The following is a 26,877-nucleotide window of genomic DNA, read 5'->3' on the forward strand; positions in this document are numbered from 1 at the left end:
GTTTGTCTTCAAGTCTAAGGTTCAAGGAATCCCAATTCCTAACTGGAATGATTCAGCTTGAGTTCAGACAACACCCAGAAATAAGGAATAGGTTTTGGATATGGATCAATCAATAATTAGTTCATCCTTGCTAGACACCTTCGGTGGATTACCAGTCCACCCGCTCGCCGTTCACGGCGCAGTTGTGCTACTACCGCTTTCAGCTTTAGCGCTGGCAATGTTGATTTTTGTCCCGAAGTGGCGCAAAAGCTTTTTCCCACTCACCTTGATTGGTCTTAGTCTCTCGACCGTGTTCACCTACATCGCCAAAGAATCTGGCGAGGCTTTAGGTGAGAGGGTTGGAGAACCTCAGACCCACGAGGCGCTCGGAACTATTCTTTTTCCGGCATCGGTCGGGCTTCTAGCTTTAGGGGTTACGTTCTATTTTCTGCAGCGCAAGGACAGGCCTAAGTGGCAATTGCAGGCTGCAGCAGGCTTAGCGCTTGTTGGCATTATTTCGGTCTCGACCCTGACCTACTTTGTTGGTCACTCGGGAGCCGAGGCAACCTGGGCTAGCCGCATTGCCCCTTACGAGGCAGCGCCAGAAGAATCTTCGCCGAGCACCTCTTCCGAATCTGCCACTGACGGAATTACTTTGGCAGAGATCGCCAACCACGCCACCAGAGAAGACTGCTGGACCGCGATCGACACCACTGTTTATGACTTGACCCCTTACATGCAGAAGCACCCAGGTGGAGCGGGCTCACTTGCCTGGCTCTGCGGTATTGACGGCACCAGTGCATTCAAGTCCCAGCATGGTTCTGAGCAGCGCCCGGCAAGTGAGCTCACAAGCCTGGCCATCGGCGTCTATGCCGGAAATGTCACTCCGAGTGACCCGAGTGCAACTCCAACACCTGACCCGACCGCTACTCCTACCAGCCCTAGTGCTGCCGGCACCTACACCGTTGCCGAGGTTGCAAAGCACAACACTGGAAAGGATTGCTGGTCCGTTGTCAACAAAAACGTTTATGACCTAACCCCTTACGTTTCTTCTCACCCTGGTGGAGCAGGCGTCATCAAGGCGATCTGTGGCAAGGACGGCACTGCAGCTTTCTCTGGTCAACACGGTGGAGCTAAGACGCCAGCGAGCGTTCTGGCCAGCTTCAAGCTCGGTGCTCTCTCAACCACCGCTGCTTCCGGAACTCTCCCACAGGCATCCGTGCCTGCTGGTGAGGGCGAAGAAGGCGAAGAGGACGACGACGACTAAACCAGCTGTGGCTTAGTCTTTAGTCATGAGTGATCTAAATGCGGTTGGCGACCAGGACAACTGGATTTGCTGGCTTTGCGATAAGCCGGTTGACCCTGAACTTTCAGTCAACAACGACCAAGGACCCAGTGTCGATAGCTACGGTGCCATTCGAGTCAAAAAAGGCGCGGACTTCGTTGAGCGCTTAGCTCACCGTCAGTGCAACACCATGAAGGGCAAAATCTCTCCGGTCGTGCCATGGCCAAAAGAGCTCTTGGTAGTTGACCCGTCTCCAATTTTTGAGACCGTTGAAAGACTTCGCAAAAAGGGAGGTCGCGAAATCATTGCTCGCTGTCCTGACCAACAAGACGCTGAGCAAGCTTCTGAGTGGCTGCTTGATCGAATCAGCAGACTTGCTCCCGAGCTAAGCCTCAGCACTCAGATCACCGCAGGTGGCGGTCAGGTTGTACTGGCTCTCAAGCTTGGCTAACAAGCCTTCGCAATCACAGCCAATCAACATCCAGCCGCATTAGATTTAGAGCAATAGTCAGAAGGTAAAGACCGTGGAAAAGATCAAAGCATTCCTTGCCAAGTTGCCTCATCCAGTCAGGTGGGCGCTAACCATGGTTGTTGGTTTTGTGCTTTTGATTCTTGGGCTGATCATGATGGTTACCCCAGGCCCAGGGCTACTTTTTATCTTCTTTGGACTTTCGATTTTGGCACTGGAAATCGAGTGGGCAAGAGAACTGAACAAGCAAGGCCTTCAGGGGCTAGAGCGAATCGTCGCCAAGCTCAAAAGCTTTTTCACCCGTAATCGCGGCTCTAAGTAATTCGCGCCGACAGCGGCCCCTTTTTCGGCCTGCTTGCTAAAGGGTTGATTGTCGGCCCAGGGCATAGTGTTGAGCTAACTTCACTAAGGAGGCCGCCATGGCCAAGAAACAAAAAACAACTTCCCAGCACATCTCTGGGCTTCGTCGCTACAACGTAATTGCGGGATTTCTCCACCTCATCCAAGCGTTAGGTCTTGGTTATGTTTTGACCCTGCTGGATAGCCAAGTGCTGTTCCCTGCAACCATGGACTACCCAACGGGTCCTCCGGGATTTGACCTACCAACCGACCGTGTTGTCTTGTTTGAGATCAACCTCGGCGCTGGTGTGGTTGCGTTCTTAGCGCTTTCGGCACTATTTCACTTCTTGATTTCCTCACCTACGTTCTTCCCCCGCTACAAGGCTGGGCTGGAGAAGAACCACAACTACTTCCGCTGGGTTGAGTACTCACTCTCATCCTCAATCATGATTTGGTTGATTGCTCAGCTAACCGGTGTTTCTGACTTTGCAGCACTGGTTGGAATCTTTGCGGTGAATGCATCGATGATCTTCTTTGGAGCACTTCAGGAGAAGTATGAAACCCCTGGAAATGGCAAGGGATTGCCATTCATCATGGGATCCATCACCGGCATCGTTCCTTGGCTAATCATCGTGCTTTACACCCTGCAGCCGGGTTCGACCAACGCTTCAGAGGTTCCAGGATTCGTATATGGAATCATCGTTGCGCTGTTTATCTTCTTCAACACCTTCGCCTTTAATCAGGCCTTCCAATACAAGAAGATTGGCCCTTGGAAGAACTACCTATTCGGCGAGGCTACCTACATCACCTTGAGCTTGGTCGCCAAGACCTTGCTCGCCTGGCAGGTATTCTCCGGAGCGATAATTCCAGCCATAGTTGGCTAATAAATAGAGAACCCGCCAAGTGATCCTTGGCGGGTTTTCTATTTAATGAAGTCTTACTTGGTGACCAAACGAAGCGTGAGTGGGTATTTGTAGAACTCACCCTGAGCTGCCTTTAATGCGGCGATGATGTGCATGATGGTCCAGTAGATCGGTGGCACCCAAAGAAGTAGCCAACCAACAATCGAGATTGCCAAAACAACCATCACCAAAAGCATCGTGATACCAAAGTTCAAAGACTCACGAACATGGTGAGAGATGAATTGACCCTTGCCATTTAGTGCAAAGTAACCAATCACCGGAGCAAAGAACTCGAACGGGATAGCTAGGACGTGAACCAAGATCGCAAGAACCTTCTCGGTTTCGGGAGTCAGGTCTTTGCCTGCGTATGGGTTGCTGTCAGTCATTTCTCTCCTAGTTTGTTGAGTTGAACAAATTCTGTTTTGGCATTAGACCTGTCCTGTGATGACCACACCACATTACTCTTGTGAACCCGCGAAAAATAACAAATTCTGAACATTCAATAACCCTTGGAATGATTCCAAATCGACTTTGTTTTCTTAGGAATGGAAATCGATCGCAGAACTGTTGTGGCAGGAGCTTTGGCAATTTCCGCTGCAACGCTGATCGGGTTTCCCGCTCACGCGAGCGAGCTCAACCTTGGATCAAGCACCGCTATCAAGGTGGGGTCTAGCAAAGTTTTTTCTTCTGGCTCGAATCGAATCTTGGTTTATCGCCAGAGCACCTCTAAGTTCTTGGCCTACCGCGCCGTCTGCCCAATAGACGCAGCCACATTCGCTGTTAGCAACGTGAAGGGCGCTCGGGTTACTTGTCCTAAAGACAAGATCTCTTTCGGGCTCCTAAACGGCAAAGCCGTTGGCAAGGCAGTGAAGAACTTGGAGAGTATCCAGATTCGGGTGTCCAAAGGTTTTCTAATTGCAACTCTCCCAACTACCCCAATCGCTACAGCGACTCCAGCTCCGACCGAAAGCACCAAGGCCTTGATCTCGGCAGACAAGGTTCCGGTGGCATCTGGTGTTCGAGTTTCCTCAAGCGTCGGTGGCCTGCTGATTGTGCAGACTAGAGAAGGACTTTTCCTGGCATTTTCGGCATCCTGTACTCATGCAGGTTGTGAGGTCACCGACGTTACCGAGACCCAGATGATTTGCACCTGCCACGGCTCCGCGTTTTCGACCAGGGACGGCTCGGTTCTTCAAGGTCCTGCCCGAACGGGGTTGGCTCAGTTCGAGATTGTCAACCGCGACGGATTCTTGTTTTTGGTCTAGCGCAAAGCGCTTCCTTGGAATTGTTTGCAATCTGTGACATTTGTTGGGAACGGTATTGCTGTCCAACCTGTTCTCTACTCAATGGAATTCAAACTAAAGAGCAACTCAGAGTTTGCACAGGTCTATAAAGAGGCCAAGGCCATCGCCCCTGAGGCATTTGGGCAGTCATCGCTAAACAACCTGATTGACGGCCAGTGGGTCTCAATCGGCCAGGCCCAATCCCACTTCACTGCGGTTGACGGTCAGCAGATCATCGGCCCAACCATGCTCAATCTCGAGCAGGTTCAGCACGCGGTCGATCAAGCTGGGAAGCAAGATGTCGAATGGTCTAAGACCCCGCTCGAGGAGCGCAAGGCCAGGGTTGCCAAGGCTATCGAACTGCTGCGCGAGCACAGGGACGCCATCGCCAGGCTAATCATTTGGGAAATCGGTAAGCCTTGGAAGTTAGCTTGTGCAGATGTGGATCGCGCCATCGAGGGCGTCGAGTGGTACCTCGGTGAAATTGATCGCCAGATGCACGGTAGGACTCCACTACCTGGACCTATCTCCAACATCGCAAGCTGGAACTACCCGCTGAGCGTTTTGGTTCACGCAGAACTGGTTCAGCTATTGGCAGGTAACGCAGTTATCGCGAAGACTCCAACCCAGGGCGGTTTTCACGCTCTCACCCTCTCTCACGCACTTATGGCGAGAGCGGGACTGCCGGTGACACTGATTTCTGGTTCCGGTGCAGAATTGGCGCCAGCTTTGGTTAGCTCAGATTCCTTGGGAGCTCTTGCTTTTGTGGGCGGTCGAAACAATGGTCGTGCTGCAGCGAGCTCACTGACATCACTTGCAACCAGACACATTCTGGAGCAGGAGGGCTTGAACTCCTGGGGAGTATGGAACTACTCAAACTGGAGCGAGCTATCTGCGCACCTGGCGAAGGGTTTTGAATACGCCAAGCAGCGCTGCACCGCTTATCCGCGCTATGTGGTTCAACGTGAACTATTTCCAGAATTCCTAGAGATGTACACCGCGATGCTTGGGTCTTTGAAGTTCGGTCACCCGTTGGCAGTTGAAGACCCGAACGATGACTACCCAGATCTCCATTTTGGACCAGTTATTTCTGGCAAAAAGGCTGGAGAGTTGCAGCAGGCTTACCGCGAGGCGGTTGAGCGAGGCGGCATTCCACTAATCCGCGGCTCTTTGGATCGCGGCAGATTCTTAACCGGCCAAGATCGTTCCGCGTATGTTGCACCGATGACGGTGCTAGACCCACCAAAGGCCTGGTCAATCCACCACTCTGAGCCTTTTGGTCCGCTGGACTCAATTGTTTTGGTCGACACCGAGGCCGAGCTTATTTCGGCGATGAATGTGTCTAACGGAAATCTAGTGAGCTCAGTAGCTACCGATGACCTTGCCTTTGCGGAGCGAGTCAAAGAAGAATCTCAGGCATTCAAGTTCGGCGTGAACAAGCCAAGGTCGCGCGGAGATAAGGCAGAGGTCTTCGGAGGGCGTGGAGCCAGCTGGAGAGGCTGCTTTGTTGGTGGCGATTTGCTGGTGCAGTCAGTCACCGAGGGCGATGGACCGCTTTATGGAAACTTCGCCGACGGTTCTAGGTATCCAGCAGTCGTCTAATAACTGCCAGCTCAAGTTCCATTCCTCTATATTCGAGGAATGGAACTTACTACCTGCCTTTGGTTTAACGGCAATGCCCGAGAGGCCGCAACCTTCTACACCAGCATTTTCCCGGATAGCAGCATCTCTAATAACTGGCTAGCGCCGGTTGAGACTCCGGGCAATCGGCAAGGTGAAGAAGTCGTGGTGAACTTCAAGATATTCGGCAAACCATTCATCGGCCTAAACGGTGGCCCGCAGTTTCCTCACACCCAAGCAATCTCATTTCAGATTCCCTGCCAGGACCAAGCAGAGATCGACAAGTATTGGAAACTACTCACCGCCGATGGCGGTAAGGAGAGTCAGTGCGGTTGGCTCTGGGACAAATTTGGTGTTTCTTGGCAGGTCACCTCGCCAAAGATGAATGACTTCCTAGCCGGTTCGGATGCCGCTGGCAGTCAGCGAGCCACAATGGTGATGTTGGCGATGAGGAAGATCGACCTTGCCGCCATGGAGAGCGCCTATCGAGGAACACACAGCTCTTAGATAAGACAAAACCCTCTGATTTCTCAGAGGGTTTTTCACTGTCTCATTAGTGAACAAGCGTTTTCACACTGCGCGGAGAATAGGTGGAACGCACTGTTGGGCTCCTTTCACTTTAAATAAAGGCTTTTTTGATTTCTAAATCATCTTCTACGCCACCTTTCTACGCCATCTGTTTTGTGAATGTTAGTTATTGACCAATCGTTCACTTATTGCTATTCTTGTTCCATGGCAAGACCAAGAGCATTTGATGAGACTGTCGTTTTCTCTCAAGCACGCACCCTGTTCGCGAATCAGGGCTACAACGGGACATCGATTGACGATCTAGTCAAGGCAACTGGATTGCTCCGCGGCAGTCTGTACAAGGCGTTCGGCTCCAAGCGAAACCTTTTCGAACTACTGCTTGCCGAGGTGTCGGCCAACTTTGAAAAGAGTACGGAAAATCTGGACCTTCTTACAGTCGCGTTGAAGGACCTCGCCTATGACGATGCGCAGATAAGGCGACTTTGTTTGACCATTGTTGGCAAAGAGGGTGCTGCCTTCTCAACTCTGCTCGGCACAAACCTTTTGGCAAAAATGAAGGAGATATAAAATGGCCATTGTCACAATCAAAAACGACAGCCTCCACGTCTCGATTGGAGCCTTTGAGGCGGTGCAAGCACTGCAAGTTAGTTTTGCCGTGCCCCTATCTTCTGTAATGGGCGCAACCGAAGACCCGAACTTCATCAGCGCGGGAGGCCTCGGATTCAGGAGTCCAGGAACCGGCCTGCCAGGAGTCATCGCAAGGGGAACATTTAGGAAGCCTGGAGAAAAAACTCTTTCACTCTGGGGTCGAAATCAAGAAATAGTCGTGATTCAGCTCATCAATCACAAATGGGACCGGCTCGTCGTCGGCTGTGACGATGCCAAGTCCCTAGTCACGTTGATCAATCAAGCGCTTTCCAAATAGAAAACGCCCCAGAGAAATCCGGGGCGTTTTCAGCGGAGAATGGGGGATTCGAACAGCCCCTACCGCTTGTACTTAGAAGGAATTTAGGGGAATTCGGGGCATTTTCGGTCCTCCAATGAGACTCACTTGCACAACACTTGCACATCAATGACCTTCTTGGGCCGTTAGTGTCCGCACAACTATTTGCACAAACAATCCTTTTGATATCACCCGGCAAACAGTTTGATAAACGTTCTAGACTTGGGCGTGTCACCAGCGTTTTGGTTTTCCAATTCGGACTAGGTTGACATCGCTCGGTCGCTCACTGGTCGGACCCTTAGATGGGTGCCAGGTAGACAGTATCGGAACTACCACCGTTAAGACCGTTCTAGTTGCGCAAATTCGGGACGCGCCCCCTCCAGAACAATTTTTTTCAAGGACTTAAACTATGAATTCAACTATTTTTGCGGGGGCAGTTAACCTCGCCAGCAACTTCGACTGGGAGGTCCTCCCTGTCCACGGCATAAATGATCGGGGGCAGTGTACCTGCGGCAAAAACCACAGCGATCCGAAAGAGGTCGGCAAGCACCCGGCCGTTACCTCTTGGAACACAGAAGCTACTACTGATACCGACAAGATCAATAAGTGGTGGGAGGATAACCCTGACTATAACGTCGGTGTTTTCTGCAAAGGCTCAGGGTTCTTCGTTATTGATATAGACCCTCGAAACGGTGGAGATGACTCGTTCTTGAAGTTGGAAGAGCGAGCCGCAGGAAACCTACCTCCCACCGTTGAGGCAATCACCGGAGAATACGTCGTAAAAGGTAGAACCGTCAGAGGTCGACACCTAATCTATAAGTGCCACCCCAATGAGAAGTTCATCGGAAACTTCAATAAAGAAGGCCTGCCTGGCATCGACATCAAGCACAACGGGTACATTCTTGTTACTCCGTCTCGCCACTTCTCGGGAGTTTGCTACGAGTGGAAGCCAGGGCACGCCCCCTGGGAGATGGAAATTGCAGAAGCACCAGAAGAGCTGCTAGGAACTTTGCGTGCCAAAGGCCTCAAGACAGGGAGTAGCTCTGCGGGTACAAAGTATCGCTCGGCTGACTTAGAGGTCTTTTCCCACCTTGAAATCATGGGTGAGCGTGTGGACATTGAAAAACTGTTCGAAGAGGGCATCGACGAGGGCAGTCGAGCAACACTGGTGTACAGACTAAGTTGTGCGCTGGCCAACAGAATGGGTACGGATTCCCTGAATGCAACCGCCATAGAAACGATGATGATCCGCCTCAATCACGAGAACATCCGACCCCCTATGGAGCTTGAGGGCAGTAATGGCCTCTTGATGCACGTTCGCCGTGGGATTGAGTTCGTAAAAAACAATCCGTTAGGCCTCGAATTACTGAGCTCGTTAGCTCCGAGCTTGACCGACACAACCGATGCGCGTATTGCGGACTGGCTCAAACTGGAACTAGGGCAGGATTACTGTTGGACACGCTTTCACGGCTGGCTTGCCTACTCAGATGGCGTTTGGGCTTCAGTCAGCGAGGAAGCAATCATTGAGGTTATTCGACTGAGGTTCTTGAAGCTCGCTAGAGAGTTAGATGGGGCAAAACTCGGAGGTCTCCAAGATCAAGTCCGACGGCTGCAGGCTCACTCTAGGATCAAGTCAGCAGAGAGACTAGCCCGTGGCCCACTAGAGCGCGACCCAAGTCTCTTCGACAACCAGAAAGATCTGTTTCCCGCGCAAAACGGAGTTATTGATCTTCGGTCCAAAGCGCTGCTACCCCACTCGCCGGACTACCTGTTCACGCGAAAAAGTCCAGTTAGTTACAAACCTGGTGCAGTTCACCAAGATTGGAACACAGCCCTCAGTTGCGTGACTCCTAATGTCAGGGAGTTTCTTCAGTCCTTCCTTGGTCAGGCTCTCACGGGATACCCAAACGGAAGCGACCTGTCCGTCGTTGCCCAGGGTATCGGTAGTAACGGAAAGTCATTGGTCTTTGGAGCAGTCATGAATGTTTTCGGACCTTTTGGAGTAATCCTGTCGGAGAAAGTGTTGGCCGGGACTGGCGATGAGCACACAACCGAGTTGGCAGATCTTATGGGCATGCGTCTAACCCTGCTCGAAGAGTTTCCATCAAATCGGCCGCTCAACACAAACCGACTTAAGATGCTTGTCGGAACTCAGAAGATCACCGCTCGAAAAATGAGGCGTGACAACGTTTCATTTGTGATGGTAGCCAGCCTGGTAATTACAACCAACGACGACATAATTCTTAGTAGCTCAGGCAGAAGTGTGTGGCGCAGGCTAGTGCAGATTCCTTTTCCTTACTCCTACGTGGCAAATCCAGTAGCTTCAACCGATCGGCCCATCGAGTACGGACTTCGCGAGCGCGTATTGTCAGGTGAATCTGGTCAACTCGAAGCGGCCCTGTCGTGGTTGGTAGACGGGGCGCATGCTTGGTATTCAAACGGGCGGAAACTGAGTCCATTGTCACTTGATCCTAAGGAGAGCCCTGGCACGGAGCTTCTTGATAATCCGGTGGGAAAGTTCCTTTCAGACCAGCTGACTGTGGACCCAAAGAGCTTGGTCTTAACCTCAGAGCTTCACGAGCTCTACCTGGAAAACAACCTTGGTTCAGTTGAGTATGGTGATCTTGCAAGATTTGTGATGGCCGCAAAAGACTCAAGGTTTGTCGACGTCAACAATCTGACCTTCGCAAAAGTCAGGCTGGCTAACAAGTCAGTATCGACAAGGAAAGCTGAAAACACCGAACTCACATCTCAACTGTCATGCCTACTAGGGGTGGCGTTCAAATAAGTGTGCGGGGTGAGCCAGGTCTCTAAGTATTTGTTGAGAAAGTTTTTTATTTTCCGCAGAACCCAGGACTCCTGGCTCACCCGTCTCAGTTTCCGGGGCACTGACTTGGGTAACTTTTAGTACCTTCACCTCAAAAGTTGTTGATCTATAACAACGCCCTGTCAAATGTACATAACCGGCGCTCGCAGACTACTGCTTTTGGTTTCGCAATTGTCGAGTTGACGCAGTCTCTCTAGACGCGGGCAACCCAATCACTTGCGAGATCTGTTTCAGGTGGAAGTTTGTATTGTTTCGTGACCAACCGGTGAACTCCATGATTACCTGCCGCGGAGCTCCCCACGACAGATGGTGGAACCAGTACAGCTGCGCAAGCCGAGAGTACTGATCTTGTTTCCCCTGGGGAGGAAATTTCTCGAACGACTCCTTAGAAGTCCACAATTCGGAATCAGGTATCGCATGAGCTGCCACCGCACTTACAAGTTCCGGAAGTTTGATTTTTATCAAATGCGTCGCATTCAGTCCGCCCTCGTGACTCATCGAGAGTTGGGTAACCCGCAGCCGGTCGCCATCCCAAACACCGCCAATCTCCAAAGAAGGCAGGTCGGCCGTCGTCACGCTGTAGAGAAAATTTGATGGCACTTGAAGTGGCTGGATCACACCAGAGGTTGGCCCAACGGTCAAGTATTTGGCTGGATCTGCCAGGCGGGTGACAACAGCATCTTGATCAATCATGTAGCAATCATCGCACTTTTTTTGAAATAGGGACCATAAATCCCGAAAAGTCGTGCTAGACTGGTACTAACCTTAAAAAGAGTGCGAGTGAGGAACTATGACGCTAGATGAACTTCGGGTTTACCCCAAAGCAGTTTTGACCATCCAGGAGGTGGCAGGAATTTTACGCGTTGATCGAAAGACCATCGGCCGAGCTGTGCGCGAGAAGCGCTTACCTGTTTTGCCATTGGGTGGCCGAAAGAAGCTGATTCTTAAAGATGCCCTTATCCAGCTTTTGGACAGACAAGCGGGGGAGGGTCGAGATGACTAAGCGCCTTGAAGGCAGAGGCACTGTCTTTAGCTACAAAGCCCCCGGTGGGACAGTGTTGTATCGCTGGCAGGCAACTGTGCCGGCTGATCCTGAATTACCAAGTGGCCCTCTCAAGCGAATCTCCAAGAGCGGATACACCTCAAAGAAGCTGGCAGAGCAGGAGCTCGCAACTGCAATGGCACGAACAACGATGGGAGCCCCAGCGCTTGAGTCAAAAACTCGTTTCTCAGCATTTGCAGAGCAGTGGCTGCAGGAGCTGGATGTTGCTGGCTCAACTCTCATGGGGTACCGCAAGATTGTACGAACGCACCTGAAACCCTTCTTCGGCAATCGCGTGATGGCAGAGATTCAACCGGCTGAGGTTCGTCACCTGTACTCAAAGCTGAGAACTTCAGGTCGAAAAGACTCAAAAGCATTTGGCGATTCCTTGTCGGAGACAACTGTCTCCAAGATCCACTTAGTGCTGGCCGCCATCTTTGAGTCAGCCAAGGAACTAGGGCTGATCTTCAACAACCCAGCCAAGCACCGCACAGTAAAAGCACCAAAGCAGGGTAGACGCACTCGCTCTATAACCGCATCAGAGGAGATACTCACCAAGGATCAGCTAAACGACCTTTTGAACTGGATCAGTTCGGAGACAGAAGATGATCTCTACCCGATGTGGCTTCTCATCTCGATGACCGGAATGCGAAGGAGCGAAGCAGTTGCTCTGAAGTGGTCCGACCTAAACTTCGCCACAGCAACCTTGGCTATTCGTCGAGCAGCGGACGTCTCTGCATCGCGTGCGGTGAAGTCTACAAAGACTTACAAATCTCGGTCAGTGATGATTGACGCCATGACCTTGGAGGTTCTGTCCGAATACAAGAAGTTGCGAGCTCTTCTGGGTCAGGAGTTTGTCGCCAACGAGGCATTTATCTTTTCAACCCTGAACAACGAGCTAAGAATCCCGAACGACGTAACTGCACGATGGTCAAGACTCGTCGCTAAAGCTCAGGCAAACATTGGTGATCTCCCCTCGATTACCTTGAAGGGGCTTCGTCACACCCACGCAACTCTGTTGCTTCAGTCCGGCGTAAACCCAAAGGTTGTCCAGGAGAGACTAGGACACTCTGACATCAGCACAACTTTGAACATTTACACTCACGTCACCCCAACCATTCAGAGTGAAGCGCTGCAGCGTTTCACCGAATGGCTGAACTAGTGCGGCATGAGCGGTAACCTGAAAAAAATGACGAGTTTTTCCGGTTTTAGGCAAGACGGAGTCAAAGCCAAGCTTCCTGAGCAAATATTGCACTCCGTTGATTTCATGTCGACTGAATTAGCGAATGCAAATTGGGCGAGAGTGACTGAAGATCTGAATTATGCAAACTTTCACTTAGTTAACAGAGATCAGATAAATCTTGGCCAACTTCGAGCATTTAGAAAAGGGAAAGACAGCCTCTTTGTCATCAAATTGCTGGGCACACCAAATCTGGAAACGGGACTTTTGGACCGCATTTCGGAAATTCATGGATGGGAGCAAGGTTTACTCAAAGGCTTCGAGTTCTTCAGATGGCTTAGAACCACAAGGCATCGTAGGTTAGCTGAACAGGTAGCTCTTTTTCTAGACCCACTTGACGCGCAATTGCTAAAGAGCGGCACGTTTACCAAACCCAATTAGGTCGAGAGCGCAAAGCAGCCTGTTTTTCAGGGGACAGTTTGTCAAAATTCAAACGTTGCGTTCTGAGCCAAGCACCTATGCCAACTCCATCTATCACTATTTCCCGTCCTTCGCGACCAGCAAAGGATAATTCTGGGTTCTGCGCAAAAATCTCATACGCAAGTTGCCAATCATCTTCTTTGGGATTCCAAGTCCATCCAGGGAGATTTTCCAGCGAGCGAACTTTCACGTCGTCTAGTTCGTCCTTGTGTTTCCTCTGATAACTAACCCATGTTCCTAATGGTTGGCCCAAATGGGTAACACCTTGAGGAACTCTTGCGGTTCCGTGTACCGCGCAGAAGTCACGAAGAGTTTCGAACCTCTCCAACCACCTGGACTCAAGAGGGTCCCAGGTCCAACCGTGGAGCTGCTCTAATTCCGCACGCTGAGATTCTTCAAGCTCCCATCGTTTGGATCGAATGTACTTAACCCACATCCCGAGCTCAAAGCCCCTGAACTGCTGGCTCTTTGGAATATTAGAGGTGCCATTCTCAGACACATATGACTGTAAAAGGCCTATTTTGCGATTCCATTCGGAATGTTTTTGAAACTCAGCAATCGACATCAGGCGAGACGATTCCGTAGTTGTCGCACTCGACTCATTTATGGCTCTGCCACTAATACGGTTCCATCCCGGTAAGTTGGCCAAGAGTGTCTTCTTGTCTTCTTCGAGATCCGCAAAGCGACGACGTTGGCGATCCAACCATGCCCCCACTGCGAGCCCTCTGTACTTGACAGATAGCTTGGGAAGCTCTCCCTCGGACTCAACTAAGAACTGCCTAAGGAGTTCAAATTTGCCATACCAATTGTCAGACGAATCCCATGTCCAATTTGGCAAGGACTCTAGGCGAGAAATGCGATTCGGATCTAGGGACCCCCTATTTTTCTTCTGACGAAGCTGCCATTCCCCGAGTCTTTTTCCTTCAAATATCAGACTAGAAGTGACGGAACAATCTGGGTTGTTGACAATCCAACGCTCCAGACTCTTAAAGTTATCTTCCCAGTCGCCTTCAAGGGGTGACCAGGTCCAATCGGGTAGCGATTCCAGATTCTCGATTTTTAGGTTATCGAGCTTTTCACGCTTTCCCCTGAGCTGGGCAAGCCAAGCCCCTAATCTGACTCCTTTATATGTAGTGTTGGCGGGAACTCTTGACGATCCAAATTCCTGAACATATTGCTTTAGTAGGGCGAACTTGGCTTCCCAGTTGTGATCCAGTGGTGCCCAATTCCACCCAGGTAGGGACTCAAGTTTTCCCCTCTGTTCCTGATTCAGGCGGGTAAAGCGATGTTTCCGTTGATAAGTCAGCCATTCTCGAATTTGAGAACGTTGGGGTTCTGTCACCGATTTGAGCGTCAAATCGGATCCATTCAGGAGAATGGTTCTTAGTTCAACGAAACGAGACTCCCACTGATCCTGGAAAGGATTCCACTGCCAGCCCGGGAGGGCATCCAGTTGGGCTCTTCTCTCCGACGTCAGCCTGTGACTCTTGTTTCGATGGAGTCGGATCCAATTGAAAAGATTAACTCCGTCTACCTTATAGTTTCGCGGAACCGTTGAGCTGCCTCCGCTTTCAAGATGCTTTCGAAGTGCAGCGATACCTGCCTCCCATGCTGCATCAAAGGGGTCCCAAGTCCAACCTGTCAGGTTCTCCAGTGACTTACACCTGTCGTCCCGCAGTTGGCCTTTCGAATACAAAGCTCGTTGGGTTGACATCCAGGTATAAAGTGTCGTTAAATCGTTGTCTTTCGAATCGCTCGGTACTTTGATGTGGCCGTTTAGCTGGAAGAATCTCTGTAGGCGGCCAAAATTCTCGTCCCAACTTTGGCTCGCACCACGAATTAGGAAAGTTTGAATTTTCTCAGCAAATTCGCTTGGAATTTCGCTGGGAAGGTCAAGGGTGATTCGAGCCGGAAACCCATTGTCCGTCGTTTGAAGCGCCCCGAGTTTCCGTCTGGCTGAGTCAAGCTCTATTACCAGACCTTCATCATGGGCACGGAGAGCATTTATGACCTCAATTACCGCCTTGAATCGGCCAGCAGGAATCTCACCTGAGCTGATCTCAGATTCGCTAACAAATATTGGTACGACGATATACCCAATGTCCTTATTCTTGGCACCCCTCCGAATCACCCTCCCAATCGCTTGAACTATGTCAATTTGACTGGATTTTGGATCAATGAAGGCAATTCCATCAAGATTCGGGACGTCGACCCCCTCGGTCAAACATCTTGCATTGCTGACTAGCCCAAATTCTGTGCTCTTGAGAGTTGCTAATTTTGAGAGAGTCTGTTTTCTTCTGGCCGACGTATCTGAACCAGTTAAGCAGGTAGAGAGAGACAAATCACCAGTCGCAAAGTACATCGGGTACTCATGGAATAAATCAGAGTGTGTCTCTGCGAAGTCTTGCGCCCTACTGATTCTGGAGTGGAAACTAATCAGGCTCCGGATTCCATAGTCCCTCATTGCCTTTGCCAGCCCAAAATGAGAGGCTAGAAGCTCCCCATCGATTATTGATTCTGCTGCTGAAAACAATCTCCGCTCATGAATCGCGCCGAGCACCTGAGAATCCGTTACAGCAGAAATAATCAATCTATAGTCAGCCAACCGGCCGTCTCTGATTGCAGAAGCAAAACTGTAGGAGTAAGAAACTTTCCCAAATATCTCTGTGTCTGACATTGACACGACTTCGTTGGATTCACCATCTGACCCACTTACGTTGTGAGGCACGAAGTACTTTGGAGTTGCTGTCATGAAGAGATAGCGACTTTTTGTCAGCGACTCGTCTTTGAGTACTCTTCCGAAGGAGTTGGTTTTTGCTCCAACCAACCTATGCGCCTCATCGCAGATAACCATGTCAATTTTTGATTCAACGCTACCGATGGCGGCGGAAATTGCCTCGAAAGACTGGTATGTGGAGAAGATAACCTTTGTGCCGTCCTGTGCCAGAAACTTGGCTATCTCCAAGCTGTCGGTGGTGACGGGAAACGGAAGCTCTACCGTTCTGTGACTGGGCTGATCGATGACCACTGTTTCATCTGAGCAAACCGCAAGCGATTGGAAGTCCTTTTCCCTGTCTTTAAGCCAGTCGAGTCGAGTTTGTTGCAGAAGCAAAAGGGAAGGAACGAGTACCAGGGTGCAACTTGAATTTAATTTCTCGGCAATACGTTGCGCAGTTAGTGTTTTACCGGACCCGCAAGCCATTATCAGTTGAGTGCGTGACGCGCCTTCGAGGTAAGAATTTGTTACCCCTTGGACTGCAGCGGCTTGATGAGGTAAAAGCACTTTAGGTTGTACCTGAGGAATATTTTTGTGACGCGTGAGGAATTCACCCCAAATTTCTGATTGGCTCAAACCTTCAAAGTCCAAAAGCACTACAGGCTTCTCTTGACTCTGCAAGGCCCGAAGGGCATTAGGAGATATTGATGTAGTTGTCGTGATGAGCAATCGCCTCTGAAAAATGGAGGTGTTGGATGCAGATAGGAATTTGTCTATTTCCGATTTAGGAAGGGATCGGTCCTGACTCCAGTTCTTGACCTGTATAGCCCAATTGTTTCCGAATCTGTCACGTGCGGTCAGATCTATCCCGATGTCAACCCCGTCTCGGAGCTCAGATCGTTCCCAGAGCGAGACACTCTGTGGCACCATCAAAGATCCCCAATAAGAATCCTTAGTTAGCCACCACTCGATAGCATGCTCGAAAGCTAAACCCTTGCCCTTCGGGGATGCTGTCAGTTCTGACAGAAACTCATCGAATCTCAAAAATGCACCCCCAAGCGAAAACTTCATCACTACAAATCAAGAGTCTATGCCGAAGGTATGACCTTATTGAATTAGCGTTGCTGTTGAAGCGAGCGCGGTGCTTTATGCAAGAACGGGGGGGCTTTTGAGTCGAATATTGGTGATCACTGGTAACGGCCTCAGTGTTGCCGCTAATCCAAAACTCGAACTCTCTAAATTGACTCAGGAGATCCTTTCCAGGCTGCAAAACCGAAGAACTGCTGGAGCAGAATACGCCAGCGCATTGCTAGCCATAGCAAAGCGCCACTCAAACTCGTCGGAGGCTAATTTCGAGGAGCTAGTTGGTGCCCTGCACCATCAAAATGCCTCTCTAGCAACTCTTCAAGATTTGGCTTCAGTCGTAAAGTCTGGGGACGAGGGCCTTCTTCAGGCGATAAGCGAGACAAACTCATTTGTAAATCGAATGAGCGAAATTGGGATAGCGGTCATCCTGCAGACTATTGATGAATTCGCATCAAATGTCGGATCGGGAATTCAAATCGTAGATGCTTTTCTAAGTACCCTCATGGACACAAACTTCGACAAAATCGACATCGCAAATCTGAATTATGACTCAATACTTCTGACAGCTCTTGTCTCAAATTATCGGCAGCAATTGTTGGACATGGGTGATGGTAGTTTGCCGGTATCAGTCCGTCTCAGGGTGGGAAATTCTCGACTGGCCGGGTACTTGTTGAGAAATGACTGGGAAAATGCGCCTGACCGCCGCATTAGATTGATTCACCTTCACGGATCAACTCTTTTTTGGCGTGCACTCGGTAAGTCTGAAGTTGTTAAGATTCGAAATGCAGATCTCCGAGGGCTCCAACTCTTCGACAAAGTGCTTGCCAAAACTATCAATGCCAAGCCTGTGGTGGTGCTGACCAACACTTCCGATAAGAGTGAATTGATCAAGGAGGAGCCATTCAAGTTTGCCTATCAAACATTTGAGAAGTCACTAGAGGAGGCGAGCCATATACTGATAATTGGCTATTCCTTCAGAGATACTGAGTTGAACAAAAAACTCGCGTTGGAGGTTCTGGGAAGGGGCACTGAAGTGAAAATTCTGGTCGTGACAAAAGGTCGGCAAATTAGCCCGAAGTACATCAGGGACGCGTTATCCAGATCATTACACAACAAGGTAACTCTTAATTTGAACCTAACGATTATCGGAAAAGGAATCCGCGCAATGCCACACTCTGAGAAGTGGCACTCCTTCAAGTCTGGGATTTAGAACGAGCTTCGGACTGGCACAGGCCCATGCCTCAGCATCTTATGCTCCTATTCAATTTTGATGGGCGCTTCCACTAGCAGAACTCCAAGGCCGCCCAGTTGCAAGGATCCAAGGAGGGGATATTGGTTCCAGACCTCGTCACCCGTGGATAGGCGAAATGGTCTCAAAAATCCATCCAGGCTTTGGCCAGACTCTGAAATTACCTTCACAGGGGTGGTGAGATTCTTTGCGGAGGAATCAAGGGGCCTCCCCATGTCGTCTACCAATCGCACATTTTGTAGCAAGTTACCCTCGACGTCATAGGGGAAGATGTTGGTCACAGGAAAGCCGTTGTAAATGAGGCCGGTGGTTCGAAGCGCAGGGTTGCCATTCACCAGCTCGTCGATCGTCGTAACTACGCCGTATGTGATGCCCTGAAACATAATCACCATCGGAATGAATGTCGTTAGCACCGCAAGTGCTCTAACACGACGCAGGAGTGGCCCAAAGTTTACGGATCCCACCCATACCGAACCAAGGATTATCGCAGTCCACAAAAGCCACTCTTCAAGATTGGAGGGAACTCCGAAGTAATGGGTGTCGCCAAGGATGTAGAGCTGGATGAAGCCAAAGGTGCTGATACCGATTGCTATCCAGAACAGCGGCTTGAACGGTCTCAGGAAATTCCGCACGGCTTTTACAACTGGGCTAGCGTCAAGTCGCTCTTGAATTCCCGCAACAAAGTCCTTGAAAACTCTTTTTTGAGGCGCCACAGGATCCAAGCCAGCTGCTTGACGCAAATCATTTGCATACTCCAGTGAGTTAGGTAGAGAAAGCTCTCCGCTTTCATCCTCGGCACGTGCCTCTAGGTTTTCCCTAACCTCTCGGAGGATGTCTTCCCTAAGCTCCGGTCCTAGGTCCTGAAGGTAATTTTGAATTTCAGAAATGAACTTTTCCACTAGGCGGTTTTGAACTTTGTTGGTCATTTTGTAGCCCCCTTCTTGTTTTCTAGCGTTGACTCCGCGAGGAGTGATGTCATGGTCTTAGAGAAATCTGTCCAGGTCTTTTCGGCGCTCGCGAGCTCAATCTGACCCGGCTTTGTAATCGAGTAGTACTTCCTATTTGGGCCATCCTCAGACTCCATGAAGTAGCTCTTTAGTGAGCCTGAACCCTCCAGTCTGCGGAGGGTGCCATAGACCGAAGCATCCCCAATTTCAGTGAAGCCAGAGTCCCTGAGTCGCTTTGCAATCTCATACCCGTACTGGTCCTCGACGCTGATCACGGCAAGAATCGCTAGATCCAAGGCTCCCTTGAGTAGCTGTGTAGTGTCCAAAGAACACCTCCTATGTAATCAAGAGTATTGTGTAATACAGAGTAGTGTCAAGTGAGGTCCGCGTGTCGCGGAATAAGATTTCACCAAGGGGGAAAATGACAACTGGCAGACCTGAGTCGCACCTGCTGCGTGAGCTTCATGTGTTTGCAAGTGCGGTGGTGGTGCTCGTCGGATTTTTGGCTGATCCGTTCATCGTTCAAAAGATCGGACCAATCCAGGTAATTCAATCCTTTGGCATCCTTTTCGTGGCAGGGGCAATAGCTTTTTGGGCTATTGGCTTGATCCTGACTAAAAAGCTCCCCGTTGTGATCAACGTCTGGTCTGTCATCGTTTCGGCTACCGCAAACATGGCAGCGGTTGGCGGATCTTTTCTTGCCTTCAGAATTTGGTACAACAAGTGGCCCTTCAATCTTGAGCCTGTTGAACCCACCGGCTTTGAGGGTCCTGGAGCGCCCCTCTTCATACTGCTTGTGCTCCTAGCCTTCTCGGGATTGGTTTGGCTCCTTGGCCTCCTCGCAGTAGGGGCAACAACAGTCAATCAGGATCTGAAACTAATTGATTGAACTTGGGTCCAGGTGCCATAGTGCGAAATCCAATTTTACCGGCCCAGTTTATGAAAGCCGCAGTTCGTTGGCTTGCAGAATTTCACAAAGTTTCCCAGCAGCTTCACTTGCCCGAACCAACGAGCTTTGAAGTCCTTGCCCCTTAGCGAGCCAGCCGCAAAGGATGCCCGCAAATCTATCTCCCGCACCTGTTGTGTCTTTTATGCTTGACGCTTTCCAGGCTGGCACGAGACCAGAGAAAAGGGGGCCGGCAAAAACTGAACCTTCCGATCCCATAGTTATCACTACAGTCCTATTCTTGGTTGCCAAGTTGTTTGCAACTTCAGTTGCATCAGCCGGGGAGAGGATTTCTCTTCCTGTTAACTCTGAAGCCTCGTGCTTGTTCAGAAGCAGTACAGCGCAGGATTCGATTAGGGAGCTGTCCCCTTCGCGCATCGGAGAGGGGTTCAGGGCAACGCGAATGTTCAATTCCTGGCAGAGCGTCATCACCCTGCTGTTGGCTTTGGAGGAAATTTCGCCTTGAAGCATAACGAGCGGAGGTGCGTGTTTTTTGATACTGCCTTCTAGGAAGTCGAGGGTCAGCATTTGGTTTGCCCCTGGATTTACAATTACGAAATTTTCTCCGGTATGGGAAACGCAAATCCACGCTGAACCAGTTGAATGGGAAGACGGCTGAATCTCGAGAGTCAGGTTGGATAAGTGGCGGGTCGCTTGCTTAATGGAGTCAATGTCATTTGGGTTGGCAGAGCAAACAAGTACAACTCGGGCTCCAGTCATGGCGGCCGCCAGGGCCTGGTTTAGACCCTTCCCCCCAAGCGACACCCTATTCTCATCGCTAGTGCAGGTTTCACCCGGGTTCGGAAAGTGATCTACATAGGTTGTTGTGTCGATGTTGACCGATCCAACTACCAAGATGTCGACCGAGCCTTCGTTCGCTGAGTCTGGAAATTGTGACCTGTTCGTTACCAATAGTGCTCCATTCTCCAACTGCTTGACATTCCAATTAGTCTAGACTCAACACGAATTGCCCAACACGTGTTGACGTAATTTACTAAGAGTAACTTTAAACGAAAGGTAATCATGAAACCAAAGCTTGCCGCCTCGGGATTGAAGTCAGCCGCGATAACCGCACTGATTACCCTATTGGCTGGTTGCACTGCTCCGATGGCTGACGTTGATGCGCAAGGCGAAGGCAATGCCGCGCAGGGCGAAGTCATAACCATGTGGCGTCCGATCACCTCAGATGCCGAGCAAACCTACATCCAGGAGAATTTTGTGGATGCCTACAACGCCACTAATCCGGTAAACCCTGTCGAAGTTAGCTACCGAGACTGGAACACCGCCGCACAGCTTCAGCAGGCTTCTGTTGCAGCAGGTGAAGGCCCCGACATCATCTACACAGCGGGTCCCTCAAACGCCCTTGCTTACATTCAAGCTGGACAGCTGTTGCCTCTCAATAAGTACGCGGAGGAATTTGGCTGGAATGACAAGATTCAACCTTGGGCACTAGAAACAGGTTATTCAGAAGCGAATCTTTATCTGATACCAGAGACCTACGAGACAATGTTGATGCTCTACAGCCCGGAGACTTTTGAGGCAAATGGTTGGTCCGTGGCATCAAATCGTTCAGACTTTGACACCTTTGTACAACAGTCACAGGATGCAGGAATGACTGCCATTGCGACCGGTAACAAGAGCTGGGCACCCACCACCGAACACTTGCTCAGTGTTGTTCTTAATAACGTTGCCGGACCAGAAGCGGTCTATGAGGCTCTGTCTGGAAATAAGTCCTGGACTGATCCTGAGTTTGTGGACGCAATCACAACTATGAAGGGCTGGTTCGACTCAAAGGCGATGGGCGGCGGGTCGGAAATGTACTTCTCAACAACGGTTGAAGAGTTGTACAACTCGATTGCCACTGATACCGCTAGTACCTACTGGACCGGTTCATGGGCGTTCAACAACGTCGGAGAGTACTTTCCTGAAGATGGACAGGGAAAGTCGTGGGACTGGTCTCTAGTGCCACCGCTGTCAGACCGGGTTTCTGAGCCACCAGTTTCGATCGGGATTGGAAGAACAATCGCCGTGAACGCTGCCACCAAGAATCCGGATGGTGCAGCGGCCTACATAAACTGGCTCATCCAGAATCCGAAGGCTCAGCTGGCCAAGACAGCAGCTATCGGTGTGGCACCTATGCCGCTGATGTTCGATGCTGCCGATTTCCCAGCCGACATTGATCCGCGTGTTGCCAGTCTGTATCAGACGATTGCCGATGCAAAAACCATTGGGTACCTAACTTGGACCTTCTGGCCCCCAAAGAGCAATAGATACCTATATGAAGAGATGGATAAAGTCATCGTCGGAGACCTCTCCGTTGAAGACTACCTGGCTGGCCTCGATGCGCTCTTTGCGCAAGAGCTTGCTGAGGGCTTAGTGCCACCAAGGCCTAACCCGAGTAACTAATCGATCCTTAGGGGCCACGTGAGTCCAATCCTCTTGGGTTGGACTCACAGGGCCATGGAGCAAAAACATGCAAAAGAAACAAATTCGAATCGGTTGGTTCTATCTGCTACCGCTGCTTACAGTCAATGGTGTAGTGGTATTCCTGCCAGCCGTGAGCAATGTATTCCTATCCTTCACTTCCTGGTCTGGACTTGGACAACCGAAATGGATCGGAATCGATAACTACATCCGTCTACTCCAAGATGATGTGGTTCATCAGGCCATTCTCAGGAACCTCGTGTGGACACTCATTTTTCTAATAGTGCCAATGGGGCTCGCGCTATTCGGCGCTTACTTGGTCCTTCGAGCGCCAGCAGCGGGGACCTTTTTTCGGTTGGTATTTTTTACCCCGTACATTGTTTCGACTGTGGTGTCTGCCTCAGTTTGGAGTTTTCTTTACTCACCAACGCTCGGTCTTTCCCCACTTCTTTTTGGGGCCGGAGCGGACACACCAAACCTATTGGGCAATGGGGACACCGCTCTTTATGCAGTCGCATTGGCAAACATTTGGCAGTGGTGGGGCTTTCTGATGATGGTCTTTTTTGCTGCCATGCAATCTGTCAATCCAAGCCTTTACGAGGCAGCCGAACTTGATGGTGCTGGCGCCTTCCGAAAACTGATTAGCGTCACACTCCCAGCAATTCGACCAACGATCATGTTTCTTGCGCTCATGACCGTGATCTGGTCATTTCTCATTTTTGATTACATCTTCATCATGACCGGGGGCGGTCCTGCGGGAAAGACCGAAGTGTTGGGGACCCTTCTCTACAAATCGGCCTTTTGGTCGCGAGAAGCTGGTTATGCCGCGTCCATCGGAGTCCTCATGGGGCTAATCAGCCTTTTTGTAGTTGGTATCTATTTGTCGCTCAGAAAGAGGCTCAAGTGGGAAATTTAAAAACAAAAAGGAAGACCCTGAGTCCAAAAAATACCCTCATCGAGGTTGCACGTTTCACGGTTCTGGGTTTGTTAGCTGTCTTTTCAGCTGTGCCATTGCTGGTTACTGTATGGAATTCGCTAAAGACTCAAGTGGAGATTGCAAATAACCCGCTGGGTCTTCCATCGGACCCCAAGTGGCAAAATTATCTTGATGCCTGGACCGTGGGGAATTTCGGTACAGGTTTCGCAAGTTCGGTGGCGGTGGTGGTCGGCAGTGTATTGCTGATCGCGATTGTTTCAACCATGGCCGCCTATGCGCTCTCAAGGTTGGATTTTCCAAAATCCGGAACTTTGATTCTGTATCTATTGGTGCTGAACTCACTGCCAATCCAACTATTTCTCGTTCCGCTGTTTTTCGTTTGGTCCAGACTTGGTCTTTATGACACTCATCTAGGGCTGGTAATTATCTACACTGCCGTGAACGCTCCATTTGCGACTCTCTTACTGCGATCATTCATGATTGGCATTCCGAGAGACTACGAGGATGCAGCCAGAGTTGATGGCGCTGGTGAATTCAAGGTCTTTTTGTCTGTGACGCTACCCCTCGTCTGGAGTGGGATATTAACCATTTCATTGGTGGCATGTCTAGCTGTTTACAACGAGTTCTTCCTTGCATTGATGTTCATTCAAAGCCCGGAACTTATGCCAATTTCAACCAGCCTTTTCAATTTCCGGAATGGGTTCAGCACAAATTTCCCGCTTCAAGCAGCTGCCGGGATGATGATGCTGGCCCCCATGATGCTGGCCTTTCTGGTTCTTCACAAACGATTTGTCAGCGGAATCACTTCCAGCGGATTAGCGGGGTCGTAAGTTTTGATGTATCCATCTTTTCGAGTGTTACGCAAAAATTTTGAGGCACTTGTCAGCTCAAAATCACTTTCGGGTTACGATGTTTCAGGGCTATTGGAGAAGTTGCAGAGCACCCCTGACGATTACCAAAAACTTTTTCAGCTTGGGCAAGAGATAGAACAGCGCCCGCTAAGGGAATCCTGGAAGTACGTCGAACCTAACGCTCTTGATTTGATTCTCCAGCAGAGTAGTTTCGTAAGTTCGGCGCCGGTTCCAGCTTTGTTGGCATCTGACGTTTTTCACCGGGCGAGGGCAGGTTTTCTGTCTTCTGTTGTGGGGTGCGTTTTAGGTAAGCCAGTTGAAGTTCATCTTGATTCAAAATCCCTCATCAACGCTTTGGAAAAGTCGAACCAGTTCCCAATTCAGGGTTACATTTCAAAAACAATTGTGGAGAACGGCGGATTGGATTTCCTGCATAAAGACGCCCCGGTTTCGTTTGCAGAGAACCTCCGAAACGTTCCACCAGATGATGACATCAACTACACCCTCGTCGGCCTTGTTCTTCTTGAAAAGTTCGGACCCGACTTCGCGCAATCCGATCTTGCAGCAATCTGGCGGGATTCACTTCCGCTTGGATTTACCTGGGGGCCGGAAAGGCTTTTTCTGAGTCGCTACGCAATGGAGATGGGGCTCGACGACAATCCTCAAATTGAAGTAGCTGGTTTTGCAGACTCGCTTAATCCAGGTTCTGAACTTTGTGGCGCATTGATCCGATCGCATATCTATGGATATGCATCCCCCGGAGACCCACTTCAGGCGGCAAGCCTGGCCTGGCGGGATGCGACGATGACTCATAGGGGAAATGGTGTGTATGGATCAATGTATCTTGCCTCGGCAATAGCCATAGCCTTTGTTGAAAAGAACCCTGAGGCAATATTCCGCCGCGCTTTAGAGTTCATCCCTCAGAAGTCACGTTTACATGAGGCGATCGCATACGCTATCGACTCCGTCATGAATTCGCCAACTTGGGAATCTGCCTATGAGTTGATTCATGGGAGGTATGGAGACTTCGGTCATTGCAAAATTTTCCAGGAAATTGGAACAGTTGTTAACTCAGTTTGCTTCGCTGGCAGTATTTCAGAAGGGTTGAAAATTCAGTTATACCAAGGCAACGACACAGATAGTTTTGGTTCTGCAGCAGGTGCAATCCTTGGCGTTTATTTCGGCGAAGGGAATTTGGAAGAGAGCTGGATCTCCCCCTTTCAGGACAAACTACATAGCGCGCTTGCGGGTTTTCATGATCTTTCCCTGGACTCCGTTGCCTGGAGAGTGGGAAAAGTGGCGACTCTAGGGCTTGATGTAGACTAAGCAACAAGACCTAACTGATTATCCAATTAGTTTCATAGAGGTGGGCAATTGGTAAAGCGCGCAGACGTTGCTGCCTTGGCCGGAGTATCGCCGTCGGTAGTCAGCTACGTGCTAAACGGAGGCCCGCGTCACGTCTCAGAGCCCACTCGATTAAATGTACTTGCCGCGGTAAAACAGCTCGGCTACACGCCGAATGCTCTTGCTGCTGGCCTAAGGCGAGGGGCAACAAAGACAATCGGAATGATAATGCCCTCGCCGGTCAACCCTTATCTAGCTGAACTTGCTGATCAAATCGAAGAACAAGCAGCGGAACTCGGATATTCGATTCAAATTTCCATATCCCGCAATGATCGTGAACAGGATATCGGAAGCATTCGTGGGCTTCTTGATCGTCAGGTGGATGGATTGATAGTTCTGTCGACCTCCGCCTTCGAGTCTCTGCAAGCCCTAGGAAGAGACCAAGTTCCTATCGTGGTAATTGACCATATTTCCGAGCGGTCGAGAGTTTCGAGTGTTCACGTGAATAACGAACTCGAATCAAGGAAAGCGGTTCACTATCTTCACCAGCTCGGTCACGAAACAATCGCATGCCTATCTGGTCCACAGGAAGTTCCAACCAGTGACGAGCGTATTTCCGGTTGGCGTTTAGCCCAGCAGGAATCTGGGTTTAGTGATTCTGATTCCCTCATTGTGAGAGCTCCCTATACGGCCCAGGGGGGCTGGGACGCAACGGCAGAACTTATTGATATGACGAATTTGAAACCCACCGCTGTTTTCGTTGCTTCGGATGCTCAGGCTCAAGGATTACTTGCTGCACTCTCGGAGAGGGGTATTTCAGTACCCTCCGAAATGTCAGTCATAAGCTTTGATGGCAGTGCTACCTCTCGCTTCACCTCTCCGCCCTTGACTGTAGTGATGCAGCCTGCTCAAGAAATTGTTGAGATTGCCCTAAATGAGCTTCTTAGGAAGATTGCTGAGCCGAACTCCGAACCTGCGCACATTGTCATGAACTGTCAACTCATTGAACGAGCTAGCACGGCAGCACCTGCTAGATAAGTTGGGTGATCAAAATCTGAGGCCTTCAGACTTTGGATCAACAATCGACTACATTTCGCAATTTAGGGTGTCCACGAACATGTCTCAACGGTCTTTGTTTCACTGCAGTTACGGCGCCTGAAATACACATTTCTATTCTGAACCGACCCGTTTCTGGCCTGGTTTGCAAATCCAGGCAACACAAAATCTTGGGAAATCCGGAGAGCAACAGCAGATCAGGTTCGGCTATCCACATCGAAGCAAGCAAGTCGTCCAATACTTGAGCCGACACCAGTGCAAACCTAGTAACCATTTGCACACACACTTGCACAATCAAACAAAAACTCCCTCTCAGAAGTGCCTTCTCAGGCTCTAAATCAAGGGAGTTGCTGGCGGAGAATGGGGGATTCGAACCCCCGAGGGCTTGCACCCAACCAACTTTCCAAGCTGGCGCCATAGGCCACTAGGCGAATTCTCCGAGGG

At 50.2% G+C, this 26,877-nt stretch carries 26 protein-coding genes and 1 tRNA gene; 20 read left to right on the forward strand and 7 right to left on the reverse strand.

Going from position 1 to position 26,877, the window contains the following annotated elements:
- Window positions 1–100: 100 nt before the first annotated feature.
- The 4 genes from AC128V_RS00415 to heR all read left to right on the forward strand — a co-directional run bounded on the left by AC128V_RS00415 (window position 101) and on the right by heR (window position 2,956).
- Window positions 101–1,246, forward strand: coding sequence for a cytochrome b5 domain-containing protein (locus AC128V_RS00415; protein ID WP_482762707.1), 1,146 nt, complete (start codon window positions 101–103; stop codon window positions 1,244–1,246).
- A gap of 25 nt (window positions 1,247–1,271) precedes the next feature.
- Window positions 1,272–1,715, forward strand: a complete 444-nt coding sequence (locus AC128V_RS00420; RefSeq protein WP_482762708.1) for a hypothetical protein — start codon at window positions 1,272–1,274, stop codon at window positions 1,713–1,715.
- 73 nt (window positions 1,716–1,788) lie between these two features.
- Window positions 1,789–2,055: a PGPGW domain-containing protein gene (locus AC128V_RS00425; protein ID WP_482762709.1), complete on the forward strand. Its 267-nt coding sequence runs from the start codon at window positions 1,789–1,791 to the stop codon at window positions 2,053–2,055.
- 97 nt (window positions 2,056–2,152) lie between these two features.
- The gene (gene heR / locus AC128V_RS00430; protein WP_482762710.1) at window positions 2,153–2,956 is read left to right on the forward strand and encodes a heliorhodopsin HeR; all 804 of its coding nucleotides are present in this window, start codon (window positions 2,153–2,155) and stop codon (window positions 2,954–2,956) included.
- A 53-nt stretch (window positions 2,957–3,009) separates the two neighbouring features.
- On the opposite strand, the gene AC128V_RS00435 is transcribed toward heR, so the two are convergent.
- Window positions 3,010–3,360, reverse strand: coding sequence for a DUF4870 domain-containing protein (locus AC128V_RS00435; protein ID WP_482762711.1), 351 nt, complete (start codon window positions 3,358–3,360; stop codon window positions 3,010–3,012).
- 159 nt (window positions 3,361–3,519) lie between these two features.
- On the opposite strand from AC128V_RS00435, the gene AC128V_RS00440 reads away from it, so the two are divergent.
- From AC128V_RS00440 to AC128V_RS00465, 6 genes are all read left to right on the forward strand, one after another.
- On the forward strand, window positions 3,520–4,239 hold the full coding sequence (locus AC128V_RS00440; protein WP_482762712.1) for a Rieske 2Fe-2S domain-containing protein: 720 nt from the start codon (window positions 3,520–3,522) through the stop codon (window positions 4,237–4,239).
- 81 nt (window positions 4,240–4,320) lie between these two features.
- Window positions 4,321–5,859 carry an aldehyde dehydrogenase family protein gene (locus AC128V_RS00445; protein WP_482762713.1) on the forward strand — a complete coding sequence of 513 codons (1,539 nt, stop codon included), beginning with the start codon at window positions 4,321–4,323 and terminating at the stop codon, window positions 5,857–5,859.
- Between the two features lie 39 nt (window positions 5,860–5,898).
- Window positions 5,899–6,384: a VOC family protein gene (locus tag AC128V_RS00450; protein ID WP_482762714.1), complete on the forward strand. Its 486-nt coding sequence runs from the start codon at window positions 5,899–5,901 to the stop codon at window positions 6,382–6,384.
- Between the two features lie 225 nt (window positions 6,385–6,609).
- On the forward strand, window positions 6,610–6,972 hold the full coding sequence (locus AC128V_RS00455; RefSeq protein ID WP_482762715.1) for a helix-turn-helix domain-containing protein: 363 nt from the start codon (window positions 6,610–6,612) through the stop codon (window positions 6,970–6,972).
- A gap of 1 nt (window position 6,973) precedes the next feature.
- Complete coding sequence (locus AC128V_RS00460) at window positions 6,974–7,330, forward strand: hypothetical protein (protein ID WP_482762716.1); 357 nt, start codon at window positions 6,974–6,976, stop codon at window positions 7,328–7,330.
- A gap of 427 nt (window positions 7,331–7,757) precedes the next feature.
- Window positions 7,758–10,136 carry a bifunctional DNA primase/polymerase gene (locus tag AC128V_RS00465; protein ID WP_482762717.1) on the forward strand — a complete coding sequence of 793 codons (2,379 nt, stop codon included), beginning with the start codon at window positions 7,758–7,760 and terminating at the stop codon, window positions 10,134–10,136.
- A 189-nt stretch (window positions 10,137–10,325) separates the two neighbouring features.
- Here AC128V_RS00465 and AC128V_RS00470 read toward each other — a convergent pair whose 3' ends face one another.
- Window positions 10,326–10,868: a hypothetical protein gene (locus AC128V_RS00470; protein ID WP_482762718.1), complete on the reverse strand. Its 543-nt coding sequence runs from the start codon at window positions 10,866–10,868 to the stop codon at window positions 10,326–10,328.
- Window positions 10,869–10,965: 97 nt separating this feature from the next.
- Between AC128V_RS00470 and AC128V_RS00475 the strand changes: the two genes are divergently transcribed.
- The 3 genes from AC128V_RS00475 to AC128V_RS00485 are packed head-to-tail and all read left to right on the forward strand — an operon-like array spanning window position 10,966 to window position 12,838.
- Complete coding sequence (locus AC128V_RS00475; RefSeq protein ID WP_482762719.1) at window positions 10,966–11,178, forward strand: helix-turn-helix domain-containing protein; 213 nt, start codon at window positions 10,966–10,968, stop codon at window positions 11,176–11,178.
- Window positions 11,171–12,379: a tyrosine-type recombinase/integrase gene (locus tag AC128V_RS00480; protein WP_482762720.1), complete on the forward strand. Its 1,209-nt coding sequence runs from the start codon at window positions 11,171–11,173 to the stop codon at window positions 12,377–12,379. The genes AC128V_RS00475 and AC128V_RS00480 overlap by 8 nt, the downstream gene beginning before the upstream one ends.
- Before the next feature lie 6 nt (window positions 12,380–12,385).
- Window positions 12,386–12,838 carry a hypothetical protein gene (locus tag AC128V_RS00485; RefSeq protein WP_482762721.1) on the forward strand — a complete coding sequence of 151 codons (453 nt, stop codon included), beginning with the start codon at window positions 12,386–12,388 and terminating at the stop codon, window positions 12,836–12,838.
- Here AC128V_RS00485 and AC128V_RS00490 read toward each other — a convergent pair.
- Window positions 12,822–16,664 carry a DEAD/DEAH box helicase gene (locus AC128V_RS00490; RefSeq protein WP_482762722.1) on the reverse strand — a complete coding sequence of 1,281 codons (3,843 nt, stop codon included), beginning with the start codon at window positions 16,662–16,664 and terminating at the stop codon, window positions 12,822–12,824. The genes AC128V_RS00485 and AC128V_RS00490 overlap by 17 nt on opposite strands.
- Window positions 16,665–16,776: 112 nt before the next feature.
- Between AC128V_RS00490 and AC128V_RS00495 the strand changes: the two genes are divergently transcribed.
- On the forward strand, window positions 16,777–17,889 hold the full coding sequence (locus AC128V_RS00495) for an SIR2 family protein (RefSeq protein ID WP_482762723.1): 1,113 nt from the start codon (window positions 16,777–16,779) through the stop codon (window positions 17,887–17,889).
- 47 nt (window positions 17,890–17,936) lie between these two features.
- Here AC128V_RS00495 and AC128V_RS00500 read toward each other — a convergent pair whose 3' ends face one another.
- Complete coding sequence (locus AC128V_RS00500; protein WP_482762724.1) at window positions 17,937–18,854, reverse strand: hypothetical protein; 918 nt, start codon at window positions 18,852–18,854, stop codon at window positions 17,937–17,939.
- Window positions 18,851–19,201, reverse strand: a complete 351-nt coding sequence (locus AC128V_RS00505) for a PadR family transcriptional regulator (RefSeq protein WP_482762725.1) — start codon at window positions 19,199–19,201, stop codon at window positions 18,851–18,853. Before AC128V_RS00505 ends, AC128V_RS00500 begins: the two co-directional genes overlap by 4 nt.
- 95 nt (window positions 19,202–19,296) lie before the next feature.
- Here AC128V_RS00505 and AC128V_RS00510 point away from each other — a divergent pair, with 95 nt between their 5' ends.
- Window positions 19,297–19,764 carry a hypothetical protein gene (locus AC128V_RS00510; protein WP_482762726.1) on the forward strand — a complete coding sequence of 156 codons (468 nt, stop codon included), beginning with the start codon at window positions 19,297–19,299 and terminating at the stop codon, window positions 19,762–19,764.
- Between the two features lie 48 nt (window positions 19,765–19,812).
- On the opposite strand, the gene AC128V_RS00515 is transcribed toward AC128V_RS00510, so the two are convergent.
- Entirely contained in the window at window positions 19,813–20,751 is a 939-nt protein-coding gene (locus AC128V_RS00515; RefSeq protein WP_482762727.1) for a ribokinase, read from the reverse strand.
- A gap of 93 nt (window positions 20,752–20,844) precedes the next feature.
- Between AC128V_RS00515 and AC128V_RS00520 the strand changes: the two genes are divergently transcribed.
- The 5 genes from AC128V_RS00520 to AC128V_RS00540 all read left to right on the forward strand — a co-directional run bounded on the left by AC128V_RS00520 (window position 20,845) and on the right by AC128V_RS00540 (window position 26,415).
- A complete protein-coding gene (locus tag AC128V_RS00520; protein WP_482762728.1) occupies window positions 20,845–22,227 on the forward strand; it encodes an ABC transporter substrate-binding protein in 1,383 nt (460 codons plus the stop codon).
- 67 nt (window positions 22,228–22,294) lie between these two features.
- Complete coding sequence (locus AC128V_RS00525; RefSeq protein ID WP_482762729.1) at window positions 22,295–23,161, forward strand: carbohydrate ABC transporter permease; 867 nt, start codon at window positions 22,295–22,297, stop codon at window positions 23,159–23,161.
- Window positions 23,149–24,012, forward strand: coding sequence for a carbohydrate ABC transporter permease (locus AC128V_RS00530; protein ID WP_482762730.1), 864 nt, complete (start codon window positions 23,149–23,151; stop codon window positions 24,010–24,012). Before AC128V_RS00525 ends, AC128V_RS00530 begins: the two co-directional genes overlap by 13 nt.
- A gap of 6 nt (window positions 24,013–24,018) precedes the next feature.
- A complete protein-coding gene (locus tag AC128V_RS00535) occupies window positions 24,019–25,359 on the forward strand; it encodes an ADP-ribosylglycohydrolase family protein (RefSeq protein WP_482762731.1) in 1,341 nt (446 codons plus the stop codon).
- A 48-nt stretch (window positions 25,360–25,407) separates the two neighbouring features.
- Window positions 25,408–26,415 (forward strand): LacI family DNA-binding transcriptional regulator, encoded by a 1,008-nt coding sequence (locus AC128V_RS00540; protein WP_482762732.1) that lies wholly within the window; start codon window positions 25,408–25,410, stop codon window positions 26,413–26,415.
- A gap of 369 nt (window positions 26,416–26,784) precedes the next feature.
- On the opposite strand, the gene AC128V_RS00545 is transcribed toward AC128V_RS00540, so the two are convergent.
- Window positions 26,785–26,872, reverse strand: a tRNA-Ser gene (locus AC128V_RS00545).
- Window positions 26,873–26,877 lie beyond the last annotated feature (5 nt).

Source organism: Aquiluna sp. (assembly GCF_965064355.1).

What these genes read in the sequence shown, in the direction of transcription:
- AC128V_RS00420 (WP_482762708.1), top strand. Translation starts at nt 1,272, where the DNA reads ATGAGTGATCTAAATGCGGTTGGCGACCAGGACAACTGGATTTGCTGG.
- AC128V_RS00535 (WP_482762731.1), top strand. Translation starts at nt 24,019, where the DNA reads ATGTATCCATCTTTTCGAGTGTTACGCAAAAATTTTGAGGCACTTGTC.
- heR (WP_482762710.1), top strand. Translation starts at nt 2,153, where the DNA reads ATGGCCAAGAAACAAAAAACAACTTCCCAGCACATCTCTGGGCTTCGT.
- AC128V_RS00450 (WP_482762714.1), top strand. Translation starts at nt 5,899, where the DNA reads ATGGAACTTACTACCTGCCTTTGGTTTAACGGCAATGCCCGAGAGGCC.
- AC128V_RS00510 (WP_482762726.1), top strand. Translation starts at nt 19,297, where the DNA reads ATGACAACTGGCAGACCTGAGTCGCACCTGCTGCGTGAGCTTCATGTG.
- AC128V_RS00440 (WP_482762712.1), top strand. Translation starts at nt 3,520, where the DNA reads ATGGAAATCGATCGCAGAACTGTTGTGGCAGGAGCTTTGGCAATTTCC.
- AC128V_RS00490 (WP_482762722.1), bottom strand. Translation starts at nt 16,664, where the DNA reads ATGAAGTTTTCGCTTGGGGGTGCATTTTTGAGATTCGATGAGTTTCTG.
- AC128V_RS00470 (WP_482762718.1), bottom strand. Translation starts at nt 10,868, where the DNA reads ATGATTGATCAAGATGCTGTTGTCACCCGCCTGGCAGATCCAGCCAAA.
- AC128V_RS00455 (WP_482762715.1), top strand. Translation starts at nt 6,610, where the DNA reads ATGGCAAGACCAAGAGCATTTGATGAGACTGTCGTTTTCTCTCAAGCA.
- AC128V_RS00480 (WP_482762720.1), top strand. Translation starts at nt 11,171, where the DNA reads ATGACTAAGCGCCTTGAAGGCAGAGGCACTGTCTTTAGCTACAAAGCC.
- AC128V_RS00465 (WP_482762717.1), top strand. Translation starts at nt 7,758, where the DNA reads ATGAATTCAACTATTTTTGCGGGGGCAGTTAACCTCGCCAGCAACTTC.
- AC128V_RS00475 (WP_482762719.1), top strand. Translation starts at nt 10,966, where the DNA reads ATGACGCTAGATGAACTTCGGGTTTACCCCAAAGCAGTTTTGACCATC.
- AC128V_RS00415 (WP_482762707.1), top strand. Translation starts at nt 101, where the DNA reads ATGGATCAATCAATAATTAGTTCATCCTTGCTAGACACCTTCGGTGGA.
- AC128V_RS00525 (WP_482762729.1), top strand. Translation starts at nt 22,295, where the DNA reads ATGCAAAAGAAACAAATTCGAATCGGTTGGTTCTATCTGCTACCGCTG.
- AC128V_RS00500 (WP_482762724.1), bottom strand. Translation starts at nt 18,854, where the DNA reads ATGACCAACAAAGTTCAAAACCGCCTAGTGGAAAAGTTCATTTCTGAA.
- AC128V_RS00435 (WP_482762711.1), bottom strand. Translation starts at nt 3,360, where the DNA reads ATGACTGACAGCAACCCATACGCAGGCAAAGACCTGACTCCCGAAACC.
- AC128V_RS00520 (WP_482762728.1), top strand. Translation starts at nt 20,845, where the DNA reads ATGAAACCAAAGCTTGCCGCCTCGGGATTGAAGTCAGCCGCGATAACC.
- AC128V_RS00485 (WP_482762721.1), top strand. Translation starts at nt 12,386, where the DNA reads ATGAGCGGTAACCTGAAAAAAATGACGAGTTTTTCCGGTTTTAGGCAA.
- AC128V_RS00460 (WP_482762716.1), top strand. Translation starts at nt 6,974, where the DNA reads ATGGCCATTGTCACAATCAAAAACGACAGCCTCCACGTCTCGATTGGA.
- AC128V_RS00445 (WP_482762713.1), top strand. Translation starts at nt 4,321, where the DNA reads ATGGAATTCAAACTAAAGAGCAACTCAGAGTTTGCACAGGTCTATAAA.